Below are 21,166 nucleotides of genomic sequence, written 5' to 3' on the forward strand. Positions count from 1 at the left end.
GGGATGGCCCGGGGCAGCGCACACTGTCCCGGGCCATGCCGATCCTGAAAGAGGCAAGAGACATGGCTTCTTCAATCTCCCTTGCGGCGATCTGCCTGATCCTGACCAATGCTGTCGGGGCCGTCACTGCGGCGCGCCTGCTACCACCGGATACATCGCAACCAATCACCATCCGCGCATCGTGCACGGGCGGGCTGGTTCCGCTCGAACGTGATATCACCGTGTCCACTGCGGGAACTGTCGTGGCGCGCGTGGCCGGGCGCGTTTCGACGGGCCGGATCGAACCGCAGGAGGTGCGAGCGCTTTCTGCGCGGATGGATGCGAGCGGGTTCGATGCGGTCACGGCTCCGGTGCGACCCTCCATGCCACGGGCCGATGCCCGCCTTTGCGCCCTGGTCCGAACTTCAAGGACCGGAACGCACGGCATTGCGATGTCGCGCAACACACGGGTTGGACTGCGCCGGGTGCTGGACGATCTGCTGCGCATCAAGGTGAAGCCGGACCCCGCAGGTGCCGGACGATGAGCGGAACCACGCACCTGCCTACACGGCGATTGCGCCTTGCCCTTGACACCGTGATTGCGGGCGCGCTCGGCTTGACTGCTCTCACGGCGGGGCAGCCAGCGCTGGCCGCGCCCCGCTTTCCCACCGCGGCGCAGGTGAACCGGGCGATGGCGCGCAGCGACGACTATCGGGGGACGTCTGTCGGCCGCTTGGCCGGATGCTTCCCGTTGATCTCCGAAGAGGGCGCGCAAGGCCCTGCCGGGCGCTCATGGTACTGTGCAGCTCAAGGGGCGCCATTGCCAGCAGGCGCAGCATTCCTCGAATTCGCCATTCGCCGGGAAGCGCGGTCTAGCACGTGGGTCATGGTGGTGGGCGAACTGGGCGCGGCCTGCCCATCAGGGGCATCGATCAGACAGGATGGCCTGCGCGCGCTTACCCGACGCGGGGTGACTGGCCTGTTCACCGACAAGGGGCCGTTCCTGGGTGACCTTGGCCTGGAACCTTCCGGGCAGGCCATAGTCGCGTGCCCCTATCTGGGCAGGCTGGGGGCAAACCACTTCCAGATCACGCTGCGCTTCACCTTCGATGGCACAGGCTACCACCGCGTGGGCGCGGTCACCGAAGAGGTATTCGACAGCAACGGAAACCCCGTCCCATGACGGGCAGTTTCCTGCGGTCCTCGCGCCCGAACCTGCCATGCAGCCATCCAGCTTTCCGTCAGAAGGAAACCCCCATGAGACGACCAACCACCCTCAGCCTCGTCCTTGCCAGCCTCGCCCTGGTCGAACCGCTCACCGCCGCCGCGCAGGTAGGGCCGCTTGCCAGGCGCGCACCCGCTACCTCCACCGCGATCCCGCCAAGCCTTGCCCCAAGCGTCCGCCGGGTGCGCCCGGATCGGCCCGACAGTCGCCAGCCGCTGCGCGAAGAAGCTGCCGCCCTGCGCGGCATGGGGCCGGTGCCGGGGCCGATCTGCGAGGATTGCGTCACCACGATCAATGGCCGGACCATCGCCAAGGTGACTTTCACCCCCAGCACGGCCGACATCCCGGCCTTCTACACTATCACCGGCAACGGCTTTGGCGATGTGCCCGGCGGTGTATTTCTGACCGGGCCGTTCAAGACCCGCCCGGAACTGCGTGTCGAAAGCTGGAACAACCGCCAGATCAAGGTCTACTTTCCCCAGGGCCTGCGCGGCGAACCTGATCTTCAGGGCGTGGGCCTTACGGTTCGCCTGAAGAGCGGCAAGCTTATCTCCACGCCGATGACCGCGCGCTTCCTGGCCGCGCGCGAGGAACAGGTGATCGACTTTGCCGGCATCCCTCAAAAATCTGTCCGCTGGCAAAGCAACACTTCGCTGACGATGACGATTGAAGATGGTGGCCTCAGGTTTTCGGGCGTGAATGTCGGGGATTCGGTGAAGACCGGCTACACCGACCGGATCGTGCTGAACTTCCTGGCCAGTGGCTTTGCCGCGACGTCCTTCTCGGTCGGCTTCTGTCGGCAGGATACTGGCGATGGCGCTGCCTATGGAGGCGCGGGAGGCCGTTACCTCTATGGCCGCTACGATGCGCGCTGGGATGGCGACGATATCGTGATCGACCGCGCCATGTGGCACACCCATCGGTCACGCAATCTGCTGATTCCCGAGGACGACGCTTTCCTGTCCTGCTTCCGCGATCTGCGCATCACCGTCGAAGGCCCTGCCGGGCTGAAGCCGGTTCGCTGAGGGAGACGATCCATGCGCTATCCAGCCGCTTCCACCGCTCGCCTTGCCGGTCTGGCATTTCTGGCCATGACCGCGTCCAACACTGCATCTGCCCAGCCTGCCCCCGACGCGCGTTGGAAAGACCCCCCGTCCAGACCGCTCCGGCGCTCGATCAGGGCAGCCAGCAAGACTTGAAGGGGCTGCTCATCAACAACGGAACTTTCCCAGAGTACCGCACCGGCATCAATCTCGACATTCGCCACGAAGCCATCAGGGAGAGCGGCCCGCGTGTACGCGTGCAGCTCTATCTGCCGCTGGATAACCTGAGGGTCCTGATCGCGCCGCAGGCGCAGCTTGACGGCAGGCTGATCGCGCATCTGCCAGCCGATCTCTACGCCCGTTCGGGAAAAGCCGAACTGACCGTGATCGTCGGCGACACGACATTGCGCAACACCACCGGGCGGTTCGTCGCCGAGATCGTGCCTGTGCCCGCCGACAAGATCCTCCCGTTCACCACGGTCCGCTGCACAGTGATGTGCGTCAGCTGGCCCGCGTCGAAGGATCTTCCAGCCAAGTGGGTGAGCACGACGAAGATCCACGACAAGTTCGAACATACCGCGCCAACCGGCGAGGAAGTGGGCGGCAAATGGTCGGTCGGGCAGACAACCTATCACCTCACCTCGCGGCGCCTGAAGGATCAGTTCCGGTTCACGCGGGTTCGCATGTTCTCGCCCACAATGTCGGGCGGGTGCCCGGCCAACATCAGGGAGAATGTCTGGGTCTATCCGGGCCAGCCCCTGCCGCAAGCTGATGATTACAGCGGTCTGCACGAACTCGATGTCTACGCCCGCGCCAATGTCGTCCACTGTCGCGCGCGCGGCAAGAACAACTTCGATGCGACCCATTTCGTGTTTGCGGACATGGTTGTCGAAGTCGATGTCGAAGGTCCGAAAGGGGTGGACCCGTGGGAATAGCCCGCTGGCCACTGCTCGCCCTCTTCGCCGCTTGCGCCTGCACGGCGAAGGGTCGGCACGCTGAAAACGGCCACGATGAGGTGCCGGTGCGGCCCGGCCTGTGGAGTGTCGTTGCTCTGAACGATGACGGGGAAGATCCGGCAAGCCGCACCGAAGCCTGCCTTGCCGAACAGACCTGGTTCGCGATGGCTGCGCTGACCTCCGGCTCGCGCGAGATGGGTTGCGAACCGCTCGAACCGATTGCGCCGCGCGGACCGTCCGCAGCCGTGACGGGCGCCCGCGAAGTATGCCGACAGGGCAGCAAGACCGTGATCCGCACCGTGTCGCTCGATGGCGGCAGGCGGGTGAGTGAGCCGCTCGTGGCCTATGGCGAAGTTACCCGCCTGCATGTCGTGGGCCAGTCGGGCGAGGAAATCAGCCGCACACGCCATGTCTGGCTTGGCGCCTGTCCGGGGCCGGACGGCAAGCTGCTTGGGCTTGCGGCGGAGTAATGAAGCCCAGCCTTGAGCGCACTTTCACACCAGGAAAGGCCAATGGAATGACGAACGGAGATGGCTTCAACCCACATGATGCGCAGCAGGTTCGCCTGAAACTGCGCAGGCTCTTGAAGCCTTTAACTGCATTCGCCCTTGTCGTTGCGGCTGGCCACATCGTGTCATTCGGCCTCGCAGAGCGCTATCTTCGCCCAGCCTGCGCCGCAGCCGCCGAAGTCAGGCATTGGCAAAGCGACGACTATCGCCTCCCGGGCCTTACCAGGACGCGCGGCCCGCGGCGCAGTTATTGCATCATGCGCGATGCCCAAGGCAGCGAGCACCTGCTTTCCGCAAACCGTGTGGTGGTTTTCGCAATTGTGTTCGATCCTTGGTTGGTGAGCGTCGTCGTCGGCGTGCTCGCTGCTGTCATTCTTGTTCGAAGAGATCGGCAGTCACCCAGTTGAGCAAAAATCGCGCTCACATACTCGACTCAGGCTGGAACGGCAGCGTTTGCAGTATAGTTTTGCTTGCGGCGTGGTCATTGCATCCGAGTATCGGTCAGACTTTTTGGCCAGTAAGACACTGACAGCAAAGTGTGAAGGATGGACAACAATCAAGGGGCCATCCTTTGTGGATTGAAAGCATGCCGCCGGTGATCAGAACTCCCCAGCCACCCCGACACGGCCGGTAAACATGCTTCCGCTTGCGTAGGGCGCGCTTGCTGTCACAACGGAGGGATCGTCCGTGTCCATGCGACGCGCCAGCGATACGCCCCAGCCCACCTGCCCGCGATAGACCGATGTGTTTGCCGTATGCACTGCGCCCCACAAATGGCAGGTCCCGGCGTAACTTGGCGTTCATACGCGGGTTGGCAAACGACGGCTTTATCCCACCCCTCTTCATTCAGGCGCCCCGCCACGACGGTGAATGAACGACTGGTTCCGACGCTCCAGCCTGGTTCCCTGAACGGCCGCTATTAAGGCGGCAATCACCGGTTCGAGCACCGGCGTGCAGGCGTCGGCTATCGCCATCGCCTCGCAAAAACCCGTCTTTCAGGACACGACTTTGAAGCGCGCGTTCATCCATGACCGTGACGGTGATGAAGATCGGGATAGTGCGGATGGGCATGGACTAGGCGCACATGGACGTGAGCATGGCTGTGCGGTTCGCCAGGTGGGGCGTCGGAGGCGTGCTCATGGCGATGGTGCTCGTCATGCACATGGGCATGGGCGTGCTCGAGAGGTTCATGGACATGGCTGTGGTCGTGGCTTTCCGCGAGATGCAGGTAAAGGCCGATGATCATCAGCATGGCGGCCGCGATCAGGCGCAAGGTTACGGGGTCTCCCAGCAGCCCAATGGCGATCAACGCCCCGATGAAGGGCGCTGAGGAGAAATAGGCCCCGGTGCGCGCCGAACCCAAATGGCGCAGGGCCAGCACGAAAAGCACGAGGCTGACCCCATAGCCCAGAAAGCCGACCAGTCCCGCGCAGGCTAGCGTCGTCAGCCCCGGCAGATGCGCGCCGCTGGCAAGGCCCAGCGTCAGGTTGCCGCTGCCTGCAGCAAGCCCCTTAACCATGGCGATCTGCACCGGATCCGATCCCGAAAGTTTGCGGGTGAGGTTGTTGTCGATACCCCACGCGATGCAGGCGCCCACAATGGCGAGGGAGCTCCAGCCAATGCTTCCGGCACCGCCCCTCCACGATAAGATGAGCGCCCCCGTCAGAATCGCCAGCGCGCCGACCAGCAACCGCCGGTCGACATGCTCGCGCAGCACCAGCCAGGCGATGCCCATCGTGGCCAGCCCTTCCACATTGAGCAGCAGCGCCGCCGTTGAGGCAGGCGTGGATGCAAGCCCGATCATCAACAGCACCGGCCCGGCGACTCCGCCCGCCAGTACGACCAGCCCCATCCAGCCCCAATCCTTGCGCACCAGACGGACTTCGTCCTGCCTGTCCTTGCGGAGCATCCAGACAGCAGCCAGTCCCAACCCGGAGCCGAGATAGAGCAACCCCGCCAACATCCATGCATCCAGCCCGTCGCCGAGCATCAGCTTGGCAAAGGGCGTGCTGGCGCCAAACAGCGCAGCAGACGTCAAGGCAATGGCGGGAGCGGAGGAGAGCTTGAAACGGGACATGGCGTCGATGTAGCACAGCGCCGGGGCCATGTCGGCAATACTGATGCTGCGATCTTGCCATCAAATCTATCAAGATACTTGCCGTGATCTGTTTGCTGCACTAGAGGAGGAAGCACCGGGATAAAGCAACCTCCCGGCCAGGCGTCAGCCCAAGTGTTGCCTTCTCCGGCCTGCATTGTGCGGGCGGAAAGGTGATAGGCGTATAGATGACGACCTCTTCTTCCCATCCTGATTTTGCCGAACTGGTGCGCGTATCCGCCCGCATTGGCTGCCTCAGCTTTGGCGGGCCGGCAGGGCAGATCGCCTTGATGTATCGCGAACTGGTCGAGGAACGCGGCTGGATCAGCGAGGAGCAATATCTCCACGCTTTGAATTTCTGCCACCTGTTGCCCGGGCCAGAAGCGCAGCAACTGGCGATCTGGATTGGCTGGAAACTCCACGGTATTCGCGGCGGACTGGCGGCGGGGCTGCTGTTTGTCATTCCGGGCGCGGCTGTCATTCTGGCGCTTTCAATGCTCTATGGTGCGGCGGCGCATCTGGCGTGGTTTGCTGCGCTGTTCCTCGGCATCAAGGCGGCGGTTCTGGCCATCGTGGTGCAGGCGGTGCTGCGTTTGGCAGCGCGGGCGCTGGGCACAGACTTCCGCAAAGGCGCGGCGGTCGTTTCGTTTCTGGCGCTGTTCCTGTTCAACGTGCCCTTTCCGCTGGTGGTGATCGGCGCGGGACTGGTGGGCTGGCTGGTGGCACACTGGCGCCCGGCGCTGCTGGGGTTGAAGGCAGGCGGCGAGCCCCTGCCAACCTCGCCGCGCCCCTGGGGCCACAGCGTGAAGGCTGTGTTGATCGGCATGGCAGTGTGGGCCGCGCCGATGGTGGCGGTGTTTGCCCTGCTAGGGCGTGATCATGTGCTGTGGCGCGTGGGCGTGTTTTTCTCCAAGCTGGCGGTGGTCACCTTCGGCGGGGCCTATGCCGTGCTGGCCTATATGGCGCAGCAGGCGGTCAGTGCGCAGCACTGGCTTTCCGCCGCCGAGATGGCCGATGGTCTGGGGCTGGCCGAAACCACGCCGGGGCCGCTGATCATGGTTACGCAGTTCGTGGGCTATCTGGCAGCATTCCGCGCACCGGCGCCTTTCACGCCGCTGGTGGCGGGTCTGCTGGGTGCCGGGTTGACCACATGGGTGACCTTTGCGCCCTGCTTCCTGTGGGTTTTCGCGTTGGCGCCATGGATCGAGCGACTTGAGCGCGCGCAGGCCTTGAAAGGCGCGCTGGCGCTGGTCACCTCAGCCATTGTCGGGGTGATCGCCAACCTGTCGGCCTGGTTCGCGCTACAGGTGTTGTTCCATGACCTGCGCCCGGTCTGGGGTAGCCTCAGCCTTCCGGTGCTGTCCAGTTTCGACTGGCGCGCGGGGGCTATTGCGGCCGCTTCTGCTTGGCTGATCATCTCGCGCAAATGGAACGTCATACGCGTTCTGGGCCTGGCCGCGATCAGTGGCTGGCTGCTGTCTTTCCTTCCTTGACGCATCCCCCCGAACAGGAGTGCACACATGTCCGATATTTCCCGCCGCAATGCATTGAGCGCAATCGCCCTTGGTGCCGCTGCCGCCGTAGTGCCGATCGAGGCCGGCGCGCAAACTGCAGCGCCTGCCGCTGCAGCACCTGCCTTCTCTGGCAGCCACACGCCCAAGCCGCTGGGTTTTGACGCCACCAAGCTCACCGGCCTTTCGGAAAAGCTGATCCGCTCGCATTGGGAAAACAACTATCAGGGCTCGGTCAAGGCGCTCAACATGGTCGAGAGCCGCCTTGCCGCCGCGATGGCTGACAAGGATCTGCCGCCGGTCATCTATGGCGATCTCAAACGCGAGGAATTGCACCGCACCGGCTCGGTCATCCTCCACGAACTCTACTTCGAACAGCTCGGCGGAGATGGCGTGGCCAAGGGCGCTGTCCGCGAGGCTGTGGCCAAAAGCCACGGCAGTTTCGAGGCTTGGGAGGCCGAGTTCCGTCGTACCGCCATGGCGCTGGCGGGTGGATCAGGCTGGTGCATTCTGGCGTGGAACCAGTACACGAAGTCGCTGCACAATTACTGGGCTTGGGATCACACCAATGGCCCGGTGACCGGCACGCCGCTGCTGGTGCTCGACATGTATGAACATGCCTTCGCCATCGATTATGGCGCGGCGGCGGCCAAATATGTCGAGGCTTTCATGCACAACATCGATTGGGCCGTGGTCGATGCTCGCTACAAGGCTGCCACGCGAGGCTGAAACGGGAACAGGGGAGCGCGATGAGAGGCATCACATTTGGCGGTTTCAGGAGCGGCAATCACCAACCCGTTGCACCGGCGTGCAGGAGGCGGCTATCGCCATCCCTGCGTCATAATCGGCCTATCCGGTCACGCCAACTTTGCGGACTTTCCAGCACAACAACGTGGTGCGCGTCAGGGCAAAGGCGGCGGCGGAACGGGGCATCGACTTGCATTCGTCAGATGAAAATTGCTTGGCCTGAGCGCTACCTCGCGCCCATGCCAGTCTCCAAACCGCTCGCGACTTCCAATCTGAACCCAACCACTGAACGAAGCAGGACGCCCGTTATTCCGGCTCCGCTCCTGATAATCATATACATCGACAAGATACATTCTGGTGAACCGGAGACGGCTCGCGTGCAGATCTGCTTTGCCTGATATGTATCCTTCTTGACCTTCGTATTTTTCGGACCTGAGTTCCCAGCCCATTGGAACACTACATACGGCTACAAACTGGACGCCAAATGTATCGATGTGAAAAGCGTAGATGTCCTTGTCATGGGGCAGGGTCAGTCCGTTCACGGACAGCAATACTCGCCTGACGGCAGCGGCCGAGGGTTGCGCGACGCTGACAAACGCGACCACCAAAACGCCCAAGATAGCTGACCGTATCATACTCATCGCCTGAACCAATTCTTGGGGTCGCACTGATGATTGCCGCTTCGGCGAATGTCTGCAAGCCCCGCCATTGCCACCGATCGGCGATGCATAGGGCCGCACTGTCGGCCGCCGTTGGCCGCCTATCACCAGAAGATGTACGAAGGAGCGGTTTCGTGGTCAGCCTCCAGTCGCTGCAACGTCTCCTATAGAGGCGGTTAAGGATAGGCCGCTGGTGTGGAGACGAGGGGCTTGATGCCCCGGCTTCTGGCGTAAGTGACACTGGCAAAAAAACCAGCGCAGTCATTCCGAACTTCACACGTCGCACACACTGGCAGATAGGTTTGCTTCCAGTCGCTGATTGACCGACGTGCAAACGGGCGTACGCTGGCGGGTAATACGCAGAGCTGGCTGTTATAGACTGAGGTCCGAATTCCGGCGTTTGAAAGGACGCGGACCGCTTCTTCAAGCTGGTCTGCATAGTCAATTGGATCTGCCCAAATGCTGGCCATGTTCGCTCGAGCAAAGCCGGTCGGCTCCAAACCCATCAGAGCCACGTGGTCTACGAAAAGAAGATTGCGCGCGATGAACCGCGCCAGTTCGGGCAACCGCTTGACCGTTTGTGCCAGGAGCACCACACGGATTTCGACACGGACCCGGCTCGCCTTGAGCGCCAGGATACCCCTGATGGTTTCGTCGAAGGCGCCGTCAGCCTGGACCACGTGGTCATGCACGTGCGCAAGATCCGCATATACCGGGATGCCCATCATCAGGTCGTGATGGCCAATGGCACCCAGGCGCGCCGCCAATCGGCCATCTGCAAAACGGCGGCCGTTGGAAAGAATGTGCAAGGCGGTGCGAGGAAGGTGTGCGGCCGCAGCCTGTACCAGCTCCAGAAAGCGTTCCCCGAGCAAGGTCGGCTCTCCACCGGTGAAACCGATCTCGGCAGCGTCCCGATCGACGAGCGGGATCGCTCGCAATACCTCCTGCGCAACCCAGGCATCATCCACGTCTCGCGGAGGTTGCGAGCACATCAGGCAATAGTTGTTGCAACGCTCCGTCAGGAGAAAGTGATTGTAGGGCGAACTGCGCCGGTAATGCACACGGACGGCTTTGCGGCGCGGATCGACGGCAATAACATCACCTTGGCCAAGAAATTTGGCCTGGTCAGGTGCCGCGACGCTCGCCGCACCAGCTGGAAGTCGGTCAAAGTCGGCCGCAGAATGCACGATGTACCAGGCAAAGCCGTCCGGAATATCGCCGTCACCAGCCACGTAAACTTCCTGCGCCTTGATCGAAGCGGGTCTATGCGGGATGCGCGAAACACGCAGTACGCCTACGTCCAGTGCCAGGCCTGCGCCATTGAATTCCAAAGCACGGGCACGCAGGGGGATCATACGCGGTTGGCCCACTTTTCAAACAAGGCCCGGATCTCTTCACTTCCCTCCATGCGAATAATGAGGCCACGAAAGAGCGCCATATTTCGGGTGCAAAAGGCTGAGAGCGGCTTCTTGCCGATGACATCGCCTTGCGTAGCGTGATGGAACACGGGATCCGCTCCACACCACGGTTCGAATGCGCATGATGAGCAGCCCGGCACCGATCCCGCAAATGATTGAGTCAATGGCTCGAGCAGGGCATCGCCAAGCATGATGTCCTCGAAGGAATCCTTGTGGACGTTGCCCAAAGCAAATGTCTGGTCGCCCATTTCGGCGAGCATGCGGCTCTCGTCCGAGGCATATACGGTTCCATCGTAGTTGTAGACGATGGCCGCGATGCCAATTCCAGCGGGACTCATCAGATCGACATAGCTTGTCTGCAGCGGAGTCAGCATCTTCTTGAGCACCATCGCCGCATAATGCTCAATGAAATCAAAACCCTGCCGGTTCAACTCGATAATGTAGTCGAGCCCTTCAAAATAGAATTGCAGCCAGCGTTCGCGACTGTAGGCAGCGTAGGACCTGGTCTTGATGGCAAAGCCATAAGGTGACAGGGGGCGGAGGAAGATTCCTCCGAAGTCAAGCCGCAGGTACTCGTCGATGATCTCCTTTACCCGGCCCAGGCTGGCGGAGGTCGTGGTCATCAAGGCACCGACATTGTAGTGCCCGAGAACGCCCCTTACTTTCTGGATACCGTCAACCGCGCGCTGATGCGAGTCGCGCCCCGGCCGCGGTCGGTTTGCATTGTGAAGATCGGCCGGTCCATCCAGCGAGGTGGAGACGAGAATGCCTTCCTCCTTGAAGAAGGCCAGGGCCTCCTCCGTCAGGACCGCCAAATTGGTGGCGACAACGAACGCGAGTTCTCTCTGTGCGATTTCATTGCGGCGCTTTGCCTCGGCAACGATATACTGAATTAAAGACAGGTTGAGCAGCGACTCTCCGCCCTGAAATTCGATCTTCAATGCCGGAGATGGAGAACGGAAGACAAGATCGAGGGCTTTGAATGCCGTCTCCCGGGACATATCAAACTCGCCGCGGTCGTTGTTCGCCCGTGAAACTTGGCAGTAGGGACAACTGTGCTCGCAGCGCAACGTGACGACGAAAATATGGAGCGCCGTGAAATTGGCGAGCGGAGCCAGCTTCGTCCGAAGTTTGAGCGCCAATAGATCGACCCCGATATTGGTGTCGCTGTCGATAAGGAAATGGCGGGCTTTCAGTTCGTTATAGGCAGGATTAGCAGGGGCAAGTTGCTGGCGTGCAAAAGCGCGAACCGTATCTCGGTCGAGAACAAGATGTTCGCCTGCGAGGTTGGTCGCAACGTAGCGTCCATTATCCGCCAGTGCCGTGAAACGCCAAGGCAGCATGGTATAAGCAGAATTGGAAGACCTGTCGAAAGCGGAAATTTCCTTGAACTTAGTCACCCTGCAAGCCCGTCTTTGAAAAGGCAAGGCCGAGGATCAAATCACGGTAGCTTCCCGTCTTCTGCTCAATCACGATACGCAGTTCCTGATCTGTAACTTCCCGCGAGAACGCGAGCTCAGCAGCGCCAGGACCGAGGTCACTTTTCAGAACGCGCAGTTCGCAAATGATTGCCGGATCAACGGCAACAATGCGAACATCGACGGAGGCCATCAGCGCATAAGCAGCCCGATGCACAGCCTCAATAGAGTAGGCGGTAGCACAGAGCTCAACGACAATAATCGCCTCAGTCGGAGACGCCGCTACATCCCCAGTAGGCATGCTCAGTAAGAGCTGGACGAATGCGAACTGTGGCTTGCGTGACTTGCATGGCTGGAATGGCTTGCATGCGACGAATGGCTGGAGTGCTGAGCTTGGGCTGTCATCGCCTCAGTGGACAATGCCAAAGTCAGATCGGTCGTGCCAGCAATGGTGGCTGCGTTCGCGACATGCTCGATAGCTGAAGAAATCTGCGGATCTGCAGCTTTTGCCGTCTGAGTCGAGACGAGCAAAGTGCCGACGGTCAGCGCGAACGGCTTGAGAAAATTCCTGCTGGACATCTGTTCCCCCGAACGTGGTCTGAAGAAATTCTCGTTTACCAATAGCGCGGCGTCAAGTGGCAATCTTTCTACCAATTTGGCGGAAAAAGAAATTGAGGTGTTTCCCCGACGATATTTGGCTTTTTATAGACATCGCCTGCGCCACTGCGATAGCAAGGTCGCGGGATTGCCCTGATTACATTGCGCGATTGTAATCCGCGCGACACCACGCGCTCACGCTCACGCGTGCAGCACGAGCATGCCTTTACAAAGGAGGATCGTCATGAAGCTCAAGTTCACTGCCGCCATGTTCGTCGCTGCGCTGGCCCTGCCGGCGGCCGCCCATGCTGCGCCTTGCAAGGATGCCAAGGGCAAGTTCATCAAGTGTCCGCCCGCCGCGCCGGCCGCCGCTGCCAGCCATGCGGCAGCAGCGCCCGCAGCTGCCGCGACACACGCAGCGGCCACCACGCGTCGCGGCCCCTGTCGCGATGCCAAGACCGGCCGCTTCAAGAAATGCTGATGCACCCGATAGCCTGATACATCGCGCGGGTCGTGAGCCCCGGATTGTTCGAAAATACAGAACCCGCCCGGCCTCAACCGGGCGGGTTTTCTATGGAAATCAGCATGCCACCAAATTCGACCGGTTTTGCGGCGCAATGAGCGCAGGGGGAAAATTGTATTCTAATCAACAGACTATCGGGAGGGGCATATACGGTGGTACGCTGATCCCTCCGGATCCGAACGATTTTCAGTTACATTCGGATCGGACATTTCGTTTTCTTTGGGCGGAACACCCGGTCCGTGGCTGGCCTTGGTTGCAACGGGTGCATGGACAGGAGGGGGTACACCACCATGCACCAGCCTACCGCTCCCTGCCAAAAGCCGAGAAGTGGCAGATCCCACGACCTCTCCGGACAGTTCCAGCAAGAGGGACGGGCCTCAACATCGGGCGCTTGAGGCCCCGCCCTTCGACCGAGCTAGCGAACCCGGCCGCGTTTCACGAGATTGTAGATCGCCAGCAGCACGACCGCGCCAAGAAAGGCGACGAGGATGGTCATCGGATCGAACGGGCTGCTGGTGAGATGGGCATGTCCCGAAAGTGAGCCGAACAGAAGACGGCCTACGATCGAGCCGACGCAGCCCACGAGAATATTCCAGATATACCCCCCCTCGGTCCGCATCACCATGCCAGCGATCCAGCCGATAAAGCCACCAATGATGAGCGCGATGATGAAATGCATGGCGACGGTATCCTTCCCAATGGTTTGTCTTCGTCCCCACCGCTGAAGATGACACCTTCATGTAAGCGGCGCTATCGGCCGTTCCACCAGAATGGAGCATATTTGTTCTCGGAATGGCGGGGCTCTGCCCAACGCACGAATGGAACTCTCGCGGGGCCAATTTACAGGATGCAAATATCGGCAGTTCCGGTGGAGATGGCGGTCTCGTTGCTCCGATTGCGAGATGAAATGGTTCGTGCAATGACTGATGACTCAATCTCGCCATGGACTGCGGCCGAGGTTGAACAGGGGTGGTGACATGGAGGTTCGGGGTAATGGTCGATAACAAGCCAGCTGGTGACGTCGATGTTACGAAGGCGTGGCGCGCCTCGCAGGATCAGAAGGCGGGTGCCAGGCGTCTGCGTCTGTTCGCCGCGCTCGCTTGGGTCGTTGCTATCGGTGGTGAGATCGCGGGGATCGTCCTGCTGCGCCAGCATAAGTTCGACCACGGTAACCTCGCACTCCTGATCGGGATTCTCATTGGTATCGCCGTCTTCGCGATCGCCGGCAGCCTGATGTGGAAAGCGGCCAACAAGCAGGATCCGGCGCGCGAGTCTGAACCCTTCAAGTTCTTCGTTCAGAACCAGCTCGGCGCGATCATCACGGTCATCGCCTTTCTGCCGTTGCTGGCTCTGATCTTCCTCGACAAGGACATGGATCCCAAAAACAAGAAGATCGCCGGCGGTGTTGGCGTCGTGCTGGCTCTGCTGGCGACAGTGTTAGGGATCGACTTCAATCCACCATCGGTGGAAAAGTACACGCAGGACATGAATCAGTGCGCGGCGCAGATCAAGGCTGGCCAGCCCACAACCGCCTGCTCGCCCGAAGTCGCCGAACAGGCCAAGCAGATCGCCGCGGATTCCGAGACGGTCGCGGACGCAACCAAGGATGACGCTCATCCCGCGGGCCAGGACGTCGTTTACTGGATCGCGCCGGAAAATGGAGCCAAGACCTCGGCTACGCCGCATGTCTTCCACCTATGCGAGGCGGTGAGCCCGCTGCGCGGCAAGACAGTAAACCATGGCTCGGTAGCCGAAGCCTACGCGCAGAACGCGAACCGCATCACCAAGCAGATTGCCATGGAACAGTCCCAATGCGGGTTCAAAAAGTCGGAAGCAGCCCCAAGCGCTTCCGCAACCTGACACAGTTGGTTGAAAATCCGTTGGTGTCCGATGCGGGGGCCGAGTTGGATCGTAAGGCTCGACGATCCTGCAATGGCTCCCGCCCATAGCTGGCTGCGCTATTTGACATATCGAGGGAATACCAACGCCCGACTGGGCTAGAGCCAGCTCGCGACACCACCGTGCCGCGAGCACGTACCGCGATGGTTTTCGCTGAAGCTCCATGTACCATCGCGACATCGGGCGGTAGCGCCTCTGGGTTGGGATTGGGACCGCATCGGCCGGTGAACCGAGTGTCCATTCACGTTCGTATAATAGTCGGAACCATGCGAGATTCGCGAAGCGGAACTGTGATGGTTTGGCGTCTTGGCGACGGAGGCTGACGGGACAGCCACCAGGGCGATGCAAGCAAGGATCAGCGCTTTCTTCATGGTTCCCCCAACCGTTTCGAATGCTTCCGTCAGGTGCTGCGCTGCAGAGGTAAGCAAATCCGGTCAGCCACCATCATGCCTCTATGCCTGCCCATGTCTATCGCCTTTCCGGATCTCCCGGAGTTGGGTGATGATGCCGGTCCAGACAGTCTCGTTGCCTTCATGCTCCTCGGCGATGGCGATCGCCAGATTTTCCTCGGCGGTGCGCTCGGCATCTTCGCCATAGGTGGCAATCAGCATGGTCGCGACGCTATGCAATTCCCATTTGGCGACAACGGGCTCGACATCGAACTGTTTCATCATGGTTTGCCTGTCCGCAGGGTCTCAATCGCAAGAACTACACCACATTGCCCGCTCCAAATCATCGCCAATTTGTCATTCTCTCGCGATCGGGGCCGGTGTGAATGTATGGCTGCTTCCGATGCCCTGACCAAGGGGCCCGAACGGCCGTTATTGGGGCGATCGCGGCAAAATGCCCAGATGGGCGGTTCGCGTCCAGTTTAGGACATCAATCGGCACCCGTCAGGTCGGTGCCGCAGCGGGGACATTGCTTCGGCGGTAATGAGCGAACGAAGGGCTTGCCAAAAGTTATAATGCGCCATCGACATGTGGGACATCGTGCAAAAAATCGCGTGTAGATAACCGACGCTACGCAAAGAGTGAACGACACGTAAGCCAAAGGTTGGGCAAATCGCTCGCTGAAGCTGGCTACGTAGATAGTCAGCGGCACGAACGGTAGCCAGCCAAAGGAAGCTATGTAGAAGCGGGTCAAAGGGCTCATGTCATGGCTATACGGGCTAAAGGTCAAAGCTCGCAACGACCGCTTCCCACCAACCCAGGCCATTCCCGGTGCCAGCGACATCGATAAACAAACGACCGCTTCCGGCGTACGAGTTTAGGCGCATGAACGGCCGCTTTTAAGGCGAATTCTCCAGTTGGATGAGGCGGAAACGGTGACCTGGACGCGGGTTCAGATTTGCCTCTGCTGATAATCGCCTCGGCAAGCGCGCATGGCTTTGGCGATAGCCTTGTTGGTCTTATCGAGGTCGAAGCGCTCTGGATCGAATTTCGTACCCGCCCAGCGGCGCATCGCCTTGTACTCTTCGTGCCCGGAGTCGAGCCACGCTTCCAGGAAATCGGCATAGCCTGGGTATCCGCCGACGTCTTCTGGCGGGCATGCACGCTGACCGGCTACGCAGCGCGGATATTTGACATCATCCTCGATCCCGGCGCGGCGCAAAACCAACTCGTGCTGCCAGTCATCGCCAAAATCATATTGATACGAGATCGTGAGCGTTGGGTCGGCCTCATAGGGAAACGTCAGATCCTTGAGCTGGACTTCGGTCGCCTCAAACACCCGTGGGCCATAGGGTGTATCCTCGATAGCCTCCGGCGCGCCGATCGTCAGGCCCCCGACGTGAAACTGGTGCAAATGGCTGTCGGTCCACCCGAAGGCCGCCTGCAGCACTTCATGCAGCTGAGCGAAGTTGAGGTCGCTGGGTAGTTCCAGCGTGCGGGTGATCGCCGGCTCGACGCCGAGGATCCGGGCTTCAAGACGGACGATATAGGCGTAAGGATTGTAGGGTTTCGGCATGGCGCGACCATGCCCGCGAAGACAAAGAGCCACAAGCGTGAGGCCAGCATTTTGCGGCGAGCAATCCCCGTCGCAACCTAATGCATCCAGCCCCGCGTCGGCGGCGTTGACGGTGCAGGGGAGGGCGAGCGGTGCGCCGGTGGCGGCAGCGGATCGCCGAGACGCCACGTCGCATGATCGACGCCCGGCGTCCGCATCAGCAAGGCCAACGCTTCGTCATAGGCGGGATCGGGAAGGGCGCGCGCGAGATGGATCGCGCTCGCCTGCGATCCCGTATCGGTCAATGCGAGGCTCGCGATCGGCGTGTCCGTCCCGAGGTTGAAACGCAGCCCTTTCACGAAACGACGCCGCTCCTCCACCGCCTTCGTGACCAGGGCGCGATCGTCGAGGCCCTCGTAGGGCAGCCATTCGCGCGTCACCGGCATGACGGTGATCTCGATCAGCTGCGGCAGCCCCGAGCGGCCGATCGAGAAGCTCCCGGCGATGACCAGATGACCCTCGTGGTCGTCCGAGCGCCACAGCTCCTCCTCCAACGCGAAGCGCTTGTGGAACCGCCGCGCCATGTCCTCGTCCATCAGGAACGGCCAGTCCGGCAGATGCCGCACCAGGATCTTCTCCCCGAGCCGCGCGGGCTCGATCGATTTCACCTCGCCGATGAGGATCATGATCGCGTCCTGCGAGGCGCGGGCCAGCTGCAGCTCGCCGTGCCGGCGCCCGGCGATCGCGTCCCGGTCGTCGAGGCGGTACGTCTCGGGTACGAACAGGACACTGCCGAGACCGTCACCGCGCGCCTTGCAGCCATGGGCCGCCTGCAGCAGTTGTCGGCGCACCACGTACCAGTTGCGCTTGCCCGCCATGCGCGGGTGCCAGTGCGTCAGTTCGGCCCGGTCCCACAGGTAGTGGAGCAAGCCCCGGATCGTCAGGCGCTGGTTGGTCGCCTTCACTTCGGGCTTGTCATTGGTGAACGAGGCGGGCGCGGCGCGGGCCGGCCCGCGCGACAGCGGGAAGCCGAGCTTCAGCAGGGTCTCTCCCGTCTTCGCATCGTCCACGATCGCGCCGCCGCGCACCTGGGCAAGACCCGTCAGGAAATCCGGCGCCTCGTAGTGGTCGCAATGCGGCGCATGGAGCGCACCGGTCCCCGGCCAGCGCGCGACGATGTGCTGGCCATGCCGGTGCGTGATGTAGAGATCGAGATCGGCATCGCGCCGGCACAGGCAGCGGATGCGCTCCTTCTGCGCATAGGCATGGACGAGCAGGGCCTCGAACCCCGGCTCGTCCGCACCCATTTCCCGGTCGATGATGTGGTAGCGCTGCGTCACAGGCCCTGCGCGATCCCGTCCTCGACAATTCCCTGCCACTGCGGCCCCAGCACGAAATCCCTGCCGAACACCCCGACCGGACCATCGGCGGCATCGGTCATGTAGGGGTCCGGTTCCTTCGTCACCGTGCGCCCGGCCTTGCGCGCGTCCATCCACTGCGCATCGCGGGCGCGCAGCAGGCCGGTGAGCCAGCGCACGTCCGTCGCGATCGCAAAGGGATGCCGGCCCGCCAGCGTGTACCACAGGCACCGCTGGTAATCGTTGCGCGCGTCGCCGAGGATTTCGGCAAGCTCACGCTTGCCATCGGGATCGCCGGCCACGATCCGATCGATCGTGCAGGCTAGGTTATGGGCCTCTGCAATGGCGATACCCGGATCGGTGCCCACGCTGGCGCCGGCGAGCGCGCGGCGCTCCCAGCAGGTGTCGGGATCGTCGCGGACCTCGATCAGGCCGAGGTCGATATGGAGGTCATGAAGCCAGTCGTGTGTCATCGTTTGCCGTCCTTGCCACAGGTTGAAACACCCGAGAGAGCGCACGGACAAGCCTCCGGCGCGCACCAAAATACGGGGGTCGTTATGCTCTGGGTATGCTGGCGAGGCGTCGCTCGCCGATGGCTGGCCGGAGGCCCTGGTCTAAAATAGCACCCGAAAGGGACAGCTGCCTTCCGGCGGACCGGTGGCTCTTCTGTTCCCTACCCGTTCCGTTCGGTTGCGGCAAGAACAGGTATCCGCCGAAGGCGTTCCAGTCCATCCCATGCCGCAAACCCGTCCCAGCGAGGCTCCACTGGCAAACTCAATGGATTGAGCAGGCATGCCTCTGCCAGCGTCGTCTCCATTCTACCAAAATTGCAGGGCGCGCACGTAACGACCACGTTTTCAAGGCTGCTCTCGCCGCCACGGCTGTTGGGCAAGACATGGTCATATTGCAGCCACATGCACTGGAACGCCGCATGTTGCCCGGCATTGCGGTTCGTCCAGGTCACCGTATCCGGATATTCCCTGTTCAACAGCGTTCGGATTGCGGGGTCCACAACTGGTATCCCGCAGAAGCGGCAATGATAGCCATCACGTTCCACCACTGCTTTCTTCGTCGCCGGCGTCGGCATCCTGGGAACCGGACGAGCGTCCTTTGCAAGGTATGGTGGACCATCAGGTATGGAAATGAACCCGTGCCGTACCCGGCAGCCGGCACCCCAGGCAGCGTCGGTATATTGCCACACGACCGGACTATTCGCTTCGGCGAAGCAGCGGTCCGCTGTTTTCCGATCACCTGCCAGATGTGCGTCGACGCCGCTCGAGAGCAGTCTCGCCACTTCAAAGATCTCCGGAATGGGCTGCATGAGGCTGCGGCGAAGAGAGCGTGTCATTCGTCAACTGTGTGATCACCGCCGTCGAGTGGCAAGATACGATATAGAGCTATGGTCCAGAGGCTTGGCCCCGCTCCGGCCCTGCGGTCCGCAGCGGAACCTGCCCTACTCGCCGGAGCGCGCTCCGGCTCCCCGAGCCCCGCTCGCGGGTCTCGGCTCATCCGAGTGACGGTCAGGGGCAGGGGAAAGGGGGAGGGACCGGCTTCGTCCCCGCCGTCGCCGCGCTGATGGACGCAGGGTGACGGGAAGTGGAGCGCGACCGTTGGTCCCGCGCGCCCTTGCGGCGATCGGCCGCTCGCGTTGCCGCTCACCGGCCCATCGCCCATGCCATCGCCGCCCGGGGACGGACGGCGATGCGTCCCCCACGCACAGGTCCTGTCCATCCTCTCCTACGCCACCTTGCAGGCTCCCGGCGTTGCAGCGTGGTTTCGGCAGGCAAGGAGTTGCGTCGAGGCCAGGCGCCTCTAGCCGGATCGGGGCCGCCGGCGTCTGTTTCTCCTCTCGAGAAGCGCCGGCCCCGATCCGCCAAGCTCTGCCAGTCCTCTCCCGTGCCTCTTGCCCGCCAAGTGCCCACGCCGCGCCTTGGGGCCTGCGACGGCGGCTCCGGAGATGATGGACAGGAAAGGCCGAACCCTTGCGCGCGGGTGACCGGGAAGGAACCGGCCCCTGGTCGGGGCCGGGCGTGGTTCGTGCCCCGCGCTGCCGCGCGGCGTTTTCGATGCTCCGGCTCACCAGAGACGATAGGATTTGTGTCAAGAAATCAATCAGATAGACCAGATTTACCGCGCCCTGTAATAAGTAAAGGCCAAGGCGGGAACAGTCCTTGGCAAGTCAACAGGGGCCTTGCCCGAATAGTCTGGAGTATATCATGGCAACTATCGGTTATCTCGCACGCAGCGAACGTGGCGCATTTATCGGCAAGATCGACACGCTCGCCTTCAGCAATGTTGTCGGTCTGCGTCCCTTCCATTCCAGCAAGCCTAACGCACCCACTTTTGAAATGGTCGCGCGCACCGCGTCGCGTTCCTGGGTGGCGATCGGGGGCCTGTGGGAACAGACCATGAAAAGCACCGGCGAGAGCTTCCTTCAGGGGCGGATTGACGAACCGAGCATGGCGCGGCCGATGGACATCGCGCTCTTTCCCAACGAGGAAGGCGGCTTCAACATCGCATGGACCCGCCGCCGCACCCGGCAGGACCTGCCCACCGGGGAGGAGGGCATGGACATGCCGCCCGCCAGCGAAGCGCAGGACGATGGGCTGGGCAGCAGCACCGCAGGCGACGACACGTTCCTTGCCGGCATGACTGGTTCTGACATGACCGGACCCGCAAAGGCGAAGGGCCGCAAGGCCGCCGACGAGAACCCGGCCTGAACCAAGTGGAGCCGGGAAGGGGGCTTCACCCTTTCCGGCTCCATGGCTGAACATCGGTTATGTTCGCCCCGACGCTTACAGAACATCCGGGGCGATGCACAAGGGCAATTCCCATGGCACGCTTTGATACCTTCCGCGACTTCGCCACGCATTATGCAGACCTCACCAGCGCCGAAGCCTTCCCCGCCGCGTTCACCGCCGAAATCGCCAGCGCGCAGCTTTCTATTGTAGAAGAACCGACCAGCGCCGACATGCCCGACGAGCAACAGGCCCGCGCCTGCGTCGAGCAGATGACCGGCGACCTGTTCACGCTCCTTGCCGATACCCGTCTGGCCCCGCTTGCCCCCCGGATCGCATGGGGCATGGTCCATTCGTTCCACAAGGTTGCGCACTATCTGGCGGCGCAGGAGGATGACGCCGCGCGCGAGTTGGGCGAGCTTGCCCGTATCAGCGACCCTTCGGAAATCCACGCCGCGCAGATCGAGGACAGGCAGCGCCTGTGTCAGTCGCTCCATGAAGCCATGGCCGCCATCGAATGCATGCGCGACCATGCCGCCGAGGTCTA

At 61.9% G+C, this 21,166-nt stretch carries 23 protein-coding genes and 1 pseudogene; 12 read left to right on the forward strand and 12 right to left on the reverse strand.

Annotated features, from left to right (window positions below; all coding sequences use genetic code 11):
- Nucleotides 1-35: 35 nt before the first annotated feature.
- The 6 genes from B3547_RS10660 (at nt 36) to B3547_RS10685 (ending at nt 4,119) form a co-directional block, all read left to right on the forward strand.
- Nucleotides 36-524, forward strand: coding sequence for a hypothetical protein (locus B3547_RS10660; protein WP_292962925.1), 489 nt, complete (start codon nt 36-38; stop codon nt 522-524).
- Between the two features lie 71 nt (nt 525-595).
- Entirely contained in the window at nt 596-1,162 is a 567-nt protein-coding gene (locus tag B3547_RS10665) for a hypothetical protein (protein WP_292962926.1), read from the forward strand.
- A gap of 74 nt (nt 1,163-1,236) precedes the next feature.
- A complete protein-coding gene (locus B3547_RS10670) occupies nt 1,237-2,229 on the forward strand; it encodes a hypothetical protein (protein WP_292962929.1) in 993 nt (330 codons plus the stop codon).
- A gap of 170 nt (nt 2,230-2,399) precedes the next feature.
- On the forward strand, nt 2,400-3,182 hold the full coding sequence (locus B3547_RS10675) for a hypothetical protein (protein ID WP_292962931.1): 783 nt from the start codon (nt 2,400-2,402) through the stop codon (nt 3,180-3,182).
- Nucleotides 3,173-3,673, forward strand: coding sequence for a hypothetical protein (locus B3547_RS10680; RefSeq protein WP_136958190.1), 501 nt, complete (start codon nt 3,173-3,175; stop codon nt 3,671-3,673). Before B3547_RS10675 ends, B3547_RS10680 begins: the two co-directional genes overlap by 10 nt.
- Nucleotides 3,673-4,119: a hypothetical protein gene (locus B3547_RS10685; protein ID WP_136958191.1), complete on the forward strand. Its 447-nt coding sequence runs from the start codon at nt 3,673-3,675 to the stop codon at nt 4,117-4,119. Before B3547_RS10680 ends, B3547_RS10685 begins: the two co-directional genes overlap by 1 nt.
- A 614-nt stretch (nt 4,120-4,733) precedes the next feature.
- Here B3547_RS10685 and B3547_RS10690 read toward each other — a convergent pair.
- Complete coding sequence (locus B3547_RS10690) at nt 4,734-5,819, reverse strand: DMT family transporter (RefSeq protein ID WP_292962934.1); 1,086 nt, start codon at nt 5,817-5,819, stop codon at nt 4,734-4,736.
- 176 nt (nt 5,820-5,995) lie between these two features.
- Between B3547_RS10690 and chrA the strand changes: the two genes are divergently transcribed.
- Nucleotides 5,996-7,300, forward strand: a complete 1,305-nt coding sequence (chrA, locus tag B3547_RS10695) for a chromate efflux transporter (RefSeq protein ID WP_136958192.1) — start codon at nt 5,996-5,998, stop codon at nt 7,298-7,300.
- 27 nt (nt 7,301-7,327) lie between these two features.
- Nucleotides 7,328-8,047 carry a superoxide dismutase gene (locus tag B3547_RS10700; protein WP_136958193.1) on the forward strand — a complete coding sequence of 240 codons (720 nt, stop codon included), beginning with the start codon at nt 7,328-7,330 and terminating at the stop codon, nt 8,045-8,047.
- Between the two features lie 853 nt (nt 8,048-8,900).
- On the opposite strand, the gene hxsC is transcribed toward B3547_RS10700, so the two are convergent.
- From hxsC to B3547_RS10720, 4 genes are all read right to left on the reverse strand, one after another.
- On the reverse strand, nt 8,901-10,079 hold the full coding sequence (gene hxsC, locus B3547_RS10705) for a His-Xaa-Ser system radical SAM maturase HxsC (RefSeq protein ID WP_136958194.1): 1,179 nt from the start codon (nt 10,077-10,079) through the stop codon (nt 8,901-8,903).
- A complete protein-coding gene (hxsB, locus tag B3547_RS10710; protein WP_136958195.1) occupies nt 10,076-11,542 on the reverse strand; it encodes a His-Xaa-Ser system radical SAM maturase HxsB in 1,467 nt (488 codons plus the stop codon). The genes hxsC and hxsB overlap by 4 nt, the downstream gene beginning before the upstream one ends.
- Complete coding sequence (locus B3547_RS10715) at nt 11,535-11,753, reverse strand: hypothetical protein (RefSeq protein WP_136958196.1); 219 nt, start codon at nt 11,751-11,753, stop codon at nt 11,535-11,537. Before B3547_RS10715 ends, hxsB begins: the two co-directional genes overlap by 8 nt.
- 110 nt (nt 11,754-11,863) lie before the next feature.
- Entirely contained in the window at nt 11,864-12,139 is a 276-nt protein-coding gene (locus tag B3547_RS10720) for a hypothetical protein (RefSeq protein WP_210417678.1), read from the reverse strand.
- A 262-nt stretch (nt 12,140-12,401) separates the two neighbouring features.
- Between B3547_RS10720 and B3547_RS10725 the strand changes: the two genes are divergently transcribed.
- Nucleotides 12,402-12,638, forward strand: coding sequence for a hypothetical protein (locus B3547_RS10725; protein WP_136958197.1), 237 nt, complete (start codon nt 12,402-12,404; stop codon nt 12,636-12,638).
- 457 nt (nt 12,639-13,095) lie between these two features.
- On the opposite strand, the gene B3547_RS10730 is transcribed toward B3547_RS10725, so the two are convergent.
- Nucleotides 13,096-13,359, reverse strand: a complete 264-nt coding sequence (locus tag B3547_RS10730) for a GlsB/YeaQ/YmgE family stress response membrane protein (protein ID WP_136958198.1) — start codon at nt 13,357-13,359, stop codon at nt 13,096-13,098.
- A gap of 314 nt (nt 13,360-13,673) precedes the next feature.
- Between B3547_RS10730 and B3547_RS10735 the strand changes: the two genes are divergently transcribed.
- Entirely contained in the window at nt 13,674-14,540 is an 867-nt protein-coding gene (locus B3547_RS10735) for a hypothetical protein (RefSeq protein ID WP_136958199.1), read from the forward strand.
- Nucleotides 14,541-14,677: 137 nt separating this feature from the next.
- Here B3547_RS10735 and B3547_RS21985 read toward each other — a convergent pair whose 3' ends face one another.
- From B3547_RS21985 to B3547_RS10760, 6 genes are all read right to left on the reverse strand, one after another.
- Nucleotides 14,678-14,950, reverse strand: coding sequence for a DUF3761 domain-containing protein (locus B3547_RS21985; RefSeq protein ID WP_136958200.1), 273 nt, complete (start codon nt 14,948-14,950; stop codon nt 14,678-14,680).
- Between the two features lie 81 nt (nt 14,951-15,031).
- Nucleotides 15,032-15,253, reverse strand: a complete 222-nt coding sequence (locus B3547_RS10740) for a hypothetical protein (protein ID WP_136958201.1) — start codon at nt 15,251-15,253, stop codon at nt 15,032-15,034.
- A gap of 667 nt (nt 15,254-15,920) precedes the next feature.
- Nucleotides 15,921-16,544, reverse strand: coding sequence for a plasmid pRiA4b ORF-3 family protein (locus tag B3547_RS10745; RefSeq protein WP_292962949.1), 624 nt, complete (start codon nt 16,542-16,544; stop codon nt 15,921-15,923).
- Between the two features lie 77 nt (nt 16,545-16,621).
- Nucleotides 16,622-17,863, reverse strand: a complete 1,242-nt coding sequence (locus tag B3547_RS10750; RefSeq protein ID WP_136958203.1) for a DUF1173 domain-containing protein — start codon at nt 17,861-17,863, stop codon at nt 16,622-16,624.
- On the reverse strand, nt 17,860-18,354 hold the full coding sequence (locus B3547_RS10755; RefSeq protein ID WP_136958204.1) for a hypothetical protein: 495 nt from the start codon (nt 18,352-18,354) through the stop codon (nt 17,860-17,862). The genes B3547_RS10750 and B3547_RS10755 overlap by 4 nt, the downstream gene beginning before the upstream one ends.
- A 200-nt stretch (nt 18,355-18,554) precedes the next feature.
- Entirely contained in the window at nt 18,555-19,202 is a 648-nt protein-coding gene (locus B3547_RS10760) for an HNH endonuclease (protein WP_168196195.1), read from the reverse strand.
- A gap of 850 nt (nt 19,203-20,052) precedes the next feature.
- Here B3547_RS10760 and B3547_RS10765 point away from each other — a divergent pair.
- Nucleotides 20,053-20,601: a DUF736 domain-containing protein gene (locus B3547_RS10765; RefSeq protein WP_136958206.1), complete on the forward strand. Its 549-nt coding sequence runs from the start codon at nt 20,053-20,055 to the stop codon at nt 20,599-20,601.
- Between the two features lie 113 nt (nt 20,602-20,714).
- Nucleotides 20,715-21,166: pseudogene (locus tag B3547_RS10770) on the forward strand (hypothetical protein); the annotation flags it as partial.

Origin of the sequence: Novosphingobium sp. UBA1939, assembly GCF_002336885.1 — a bacterium.
GTDB lineage: Bacteria > Pseudomonadota > Alphaproteobacteria > Sphingomonadales > Sphingomonadaceae > Novosphingobium.

What these genes read in the sequence shown, in the direction of transcription:
- B3547_RS10660 (WP_292962925.1), top strand. Translation starts at nt 36, where the DNA reads ATGCCGATCCTGAAAGAGGCAAGAGACATGGCTTCTTCAATCTCCCTT.
- B3547_RS10670 (WP_292962929.1), top strand. Translation starts at nt 1,237, where the DNA reads ATGAGACGACCAACCACCCTCAGCCTCGTCCTTGCCAGCCTCGCCCTG.
- B3547_RS10685 (WP_136958191.1), top strand. Translation starts at nt 3,673, where the DNA reads ATGAAGCCCAGCCTTGAGCGCACTTTCACACCAGGAAAGGCCAATGGA.
- B3547_RS10690 (WP_292962934.1), bottom strand. Translation starts at nt 5,819, where the DNA reads ATGGCCCCGGCGCTGTGCTACATCGACGCCATGTCCCGTTTCAAGCTC.
- chrA (WP_136958192.1), top strand. Translation starts at nt 5,996, where the DNA reads ATGACGACCTCTTCTTCCCATCCTGATTTTGCCGAACTGGTGCGCGTA.
- B3547_RS10700 (WP_136958193.1), top strand. Translation starts at nt 7,328, where the DNA reads ATGTCCGATATTTCCCGCCGCAATGCATTGAGCGCAATCGCCCTTGGT.
- hxsC (WP_136958194.1), bottom strand. Translation starts at nt 10,079, where the DNA reads ATGATCCCCCTGCGTGCCCGTGCTTTGGAATTCAATGGCGCAGGCCTG.
- B3547_RS10715 (WP_136958196.1), bottom strand. Translation starts at nt 11,753, where the DNA reads ATGGCCTCCGTCGATGTTCGCATTGTTGCCGTTGATCCGGCAATCATT.
- B3547_RS10720 (WP_210417678.1), bottom strand. Translation starts at nt 12,139, where the DNA reads ATGTCCAGCAGGAATTTTCTCAAGCCGTTCGCGCTGACCGTCGGCACT.
- B3547_RS10725 (WP_136958197.1), top strand. Translation starts at nt 12,402, where the DNA reads ATGAAGCTCAAGTTCACTGCCGCCATGTTCGTCGCTGCGCTGGCCCTG.
- B3547_RS10730 (WP_136958198.1), bottom strand. Translation starts at nt 13,359, where the DNA reads ATGCATTTCATCATCGCGCTCATCATTGGTGGCTTTATCGGCTGGATC.
- B3547_RS10735 (WP_136958199.1), top strand. Translation starts at nt 13,674, where the DNA reads ATGGTCGATAACAAGCCAGCTGGTGACGTCGATGTTACGAAGGCGTGG.
- B3547_RS21985 (WP_136958200.1), bottom strand. Translation starts at nt 14,950, where the DNA reads ATGAAGAAAGCGCTGATCCTTGCTTGCATCGCCCTGGTGGCTGTCCCG.
- B3547_RS10740 (WP_136958201.1), bottom strand. Translation starts at nt 15,253, where the DNA reads ATGATGAAACAGTTCGATGTCGAGCCCGTTGTCGCCAAATGGGAATTG.
- B3547_RS10745 (WP_292962949.1), bottom strand. Translation starts at nt 16,544, where the DNA reads ATGCCGAAACCCTACAATCCTTACGCCTATATCGTCCGTCTTGAAGCC.
- B3547_RS10755 (WP_136958204.1), bottom strand. Translation starts at nt 18,354, where the DNA reads ATGACACACGACTGGCTTCATGACCTCCATATCGACCTCGGCCTGATC.
- B3547_RS10760 (WP_168196195.1), bottom strand. Translation starts at nt 19,202, where the DNA reads ATGCAGCCCATTCCGGAGATCTTTGAAGTGGCGAGACTGCTCTCGAGC.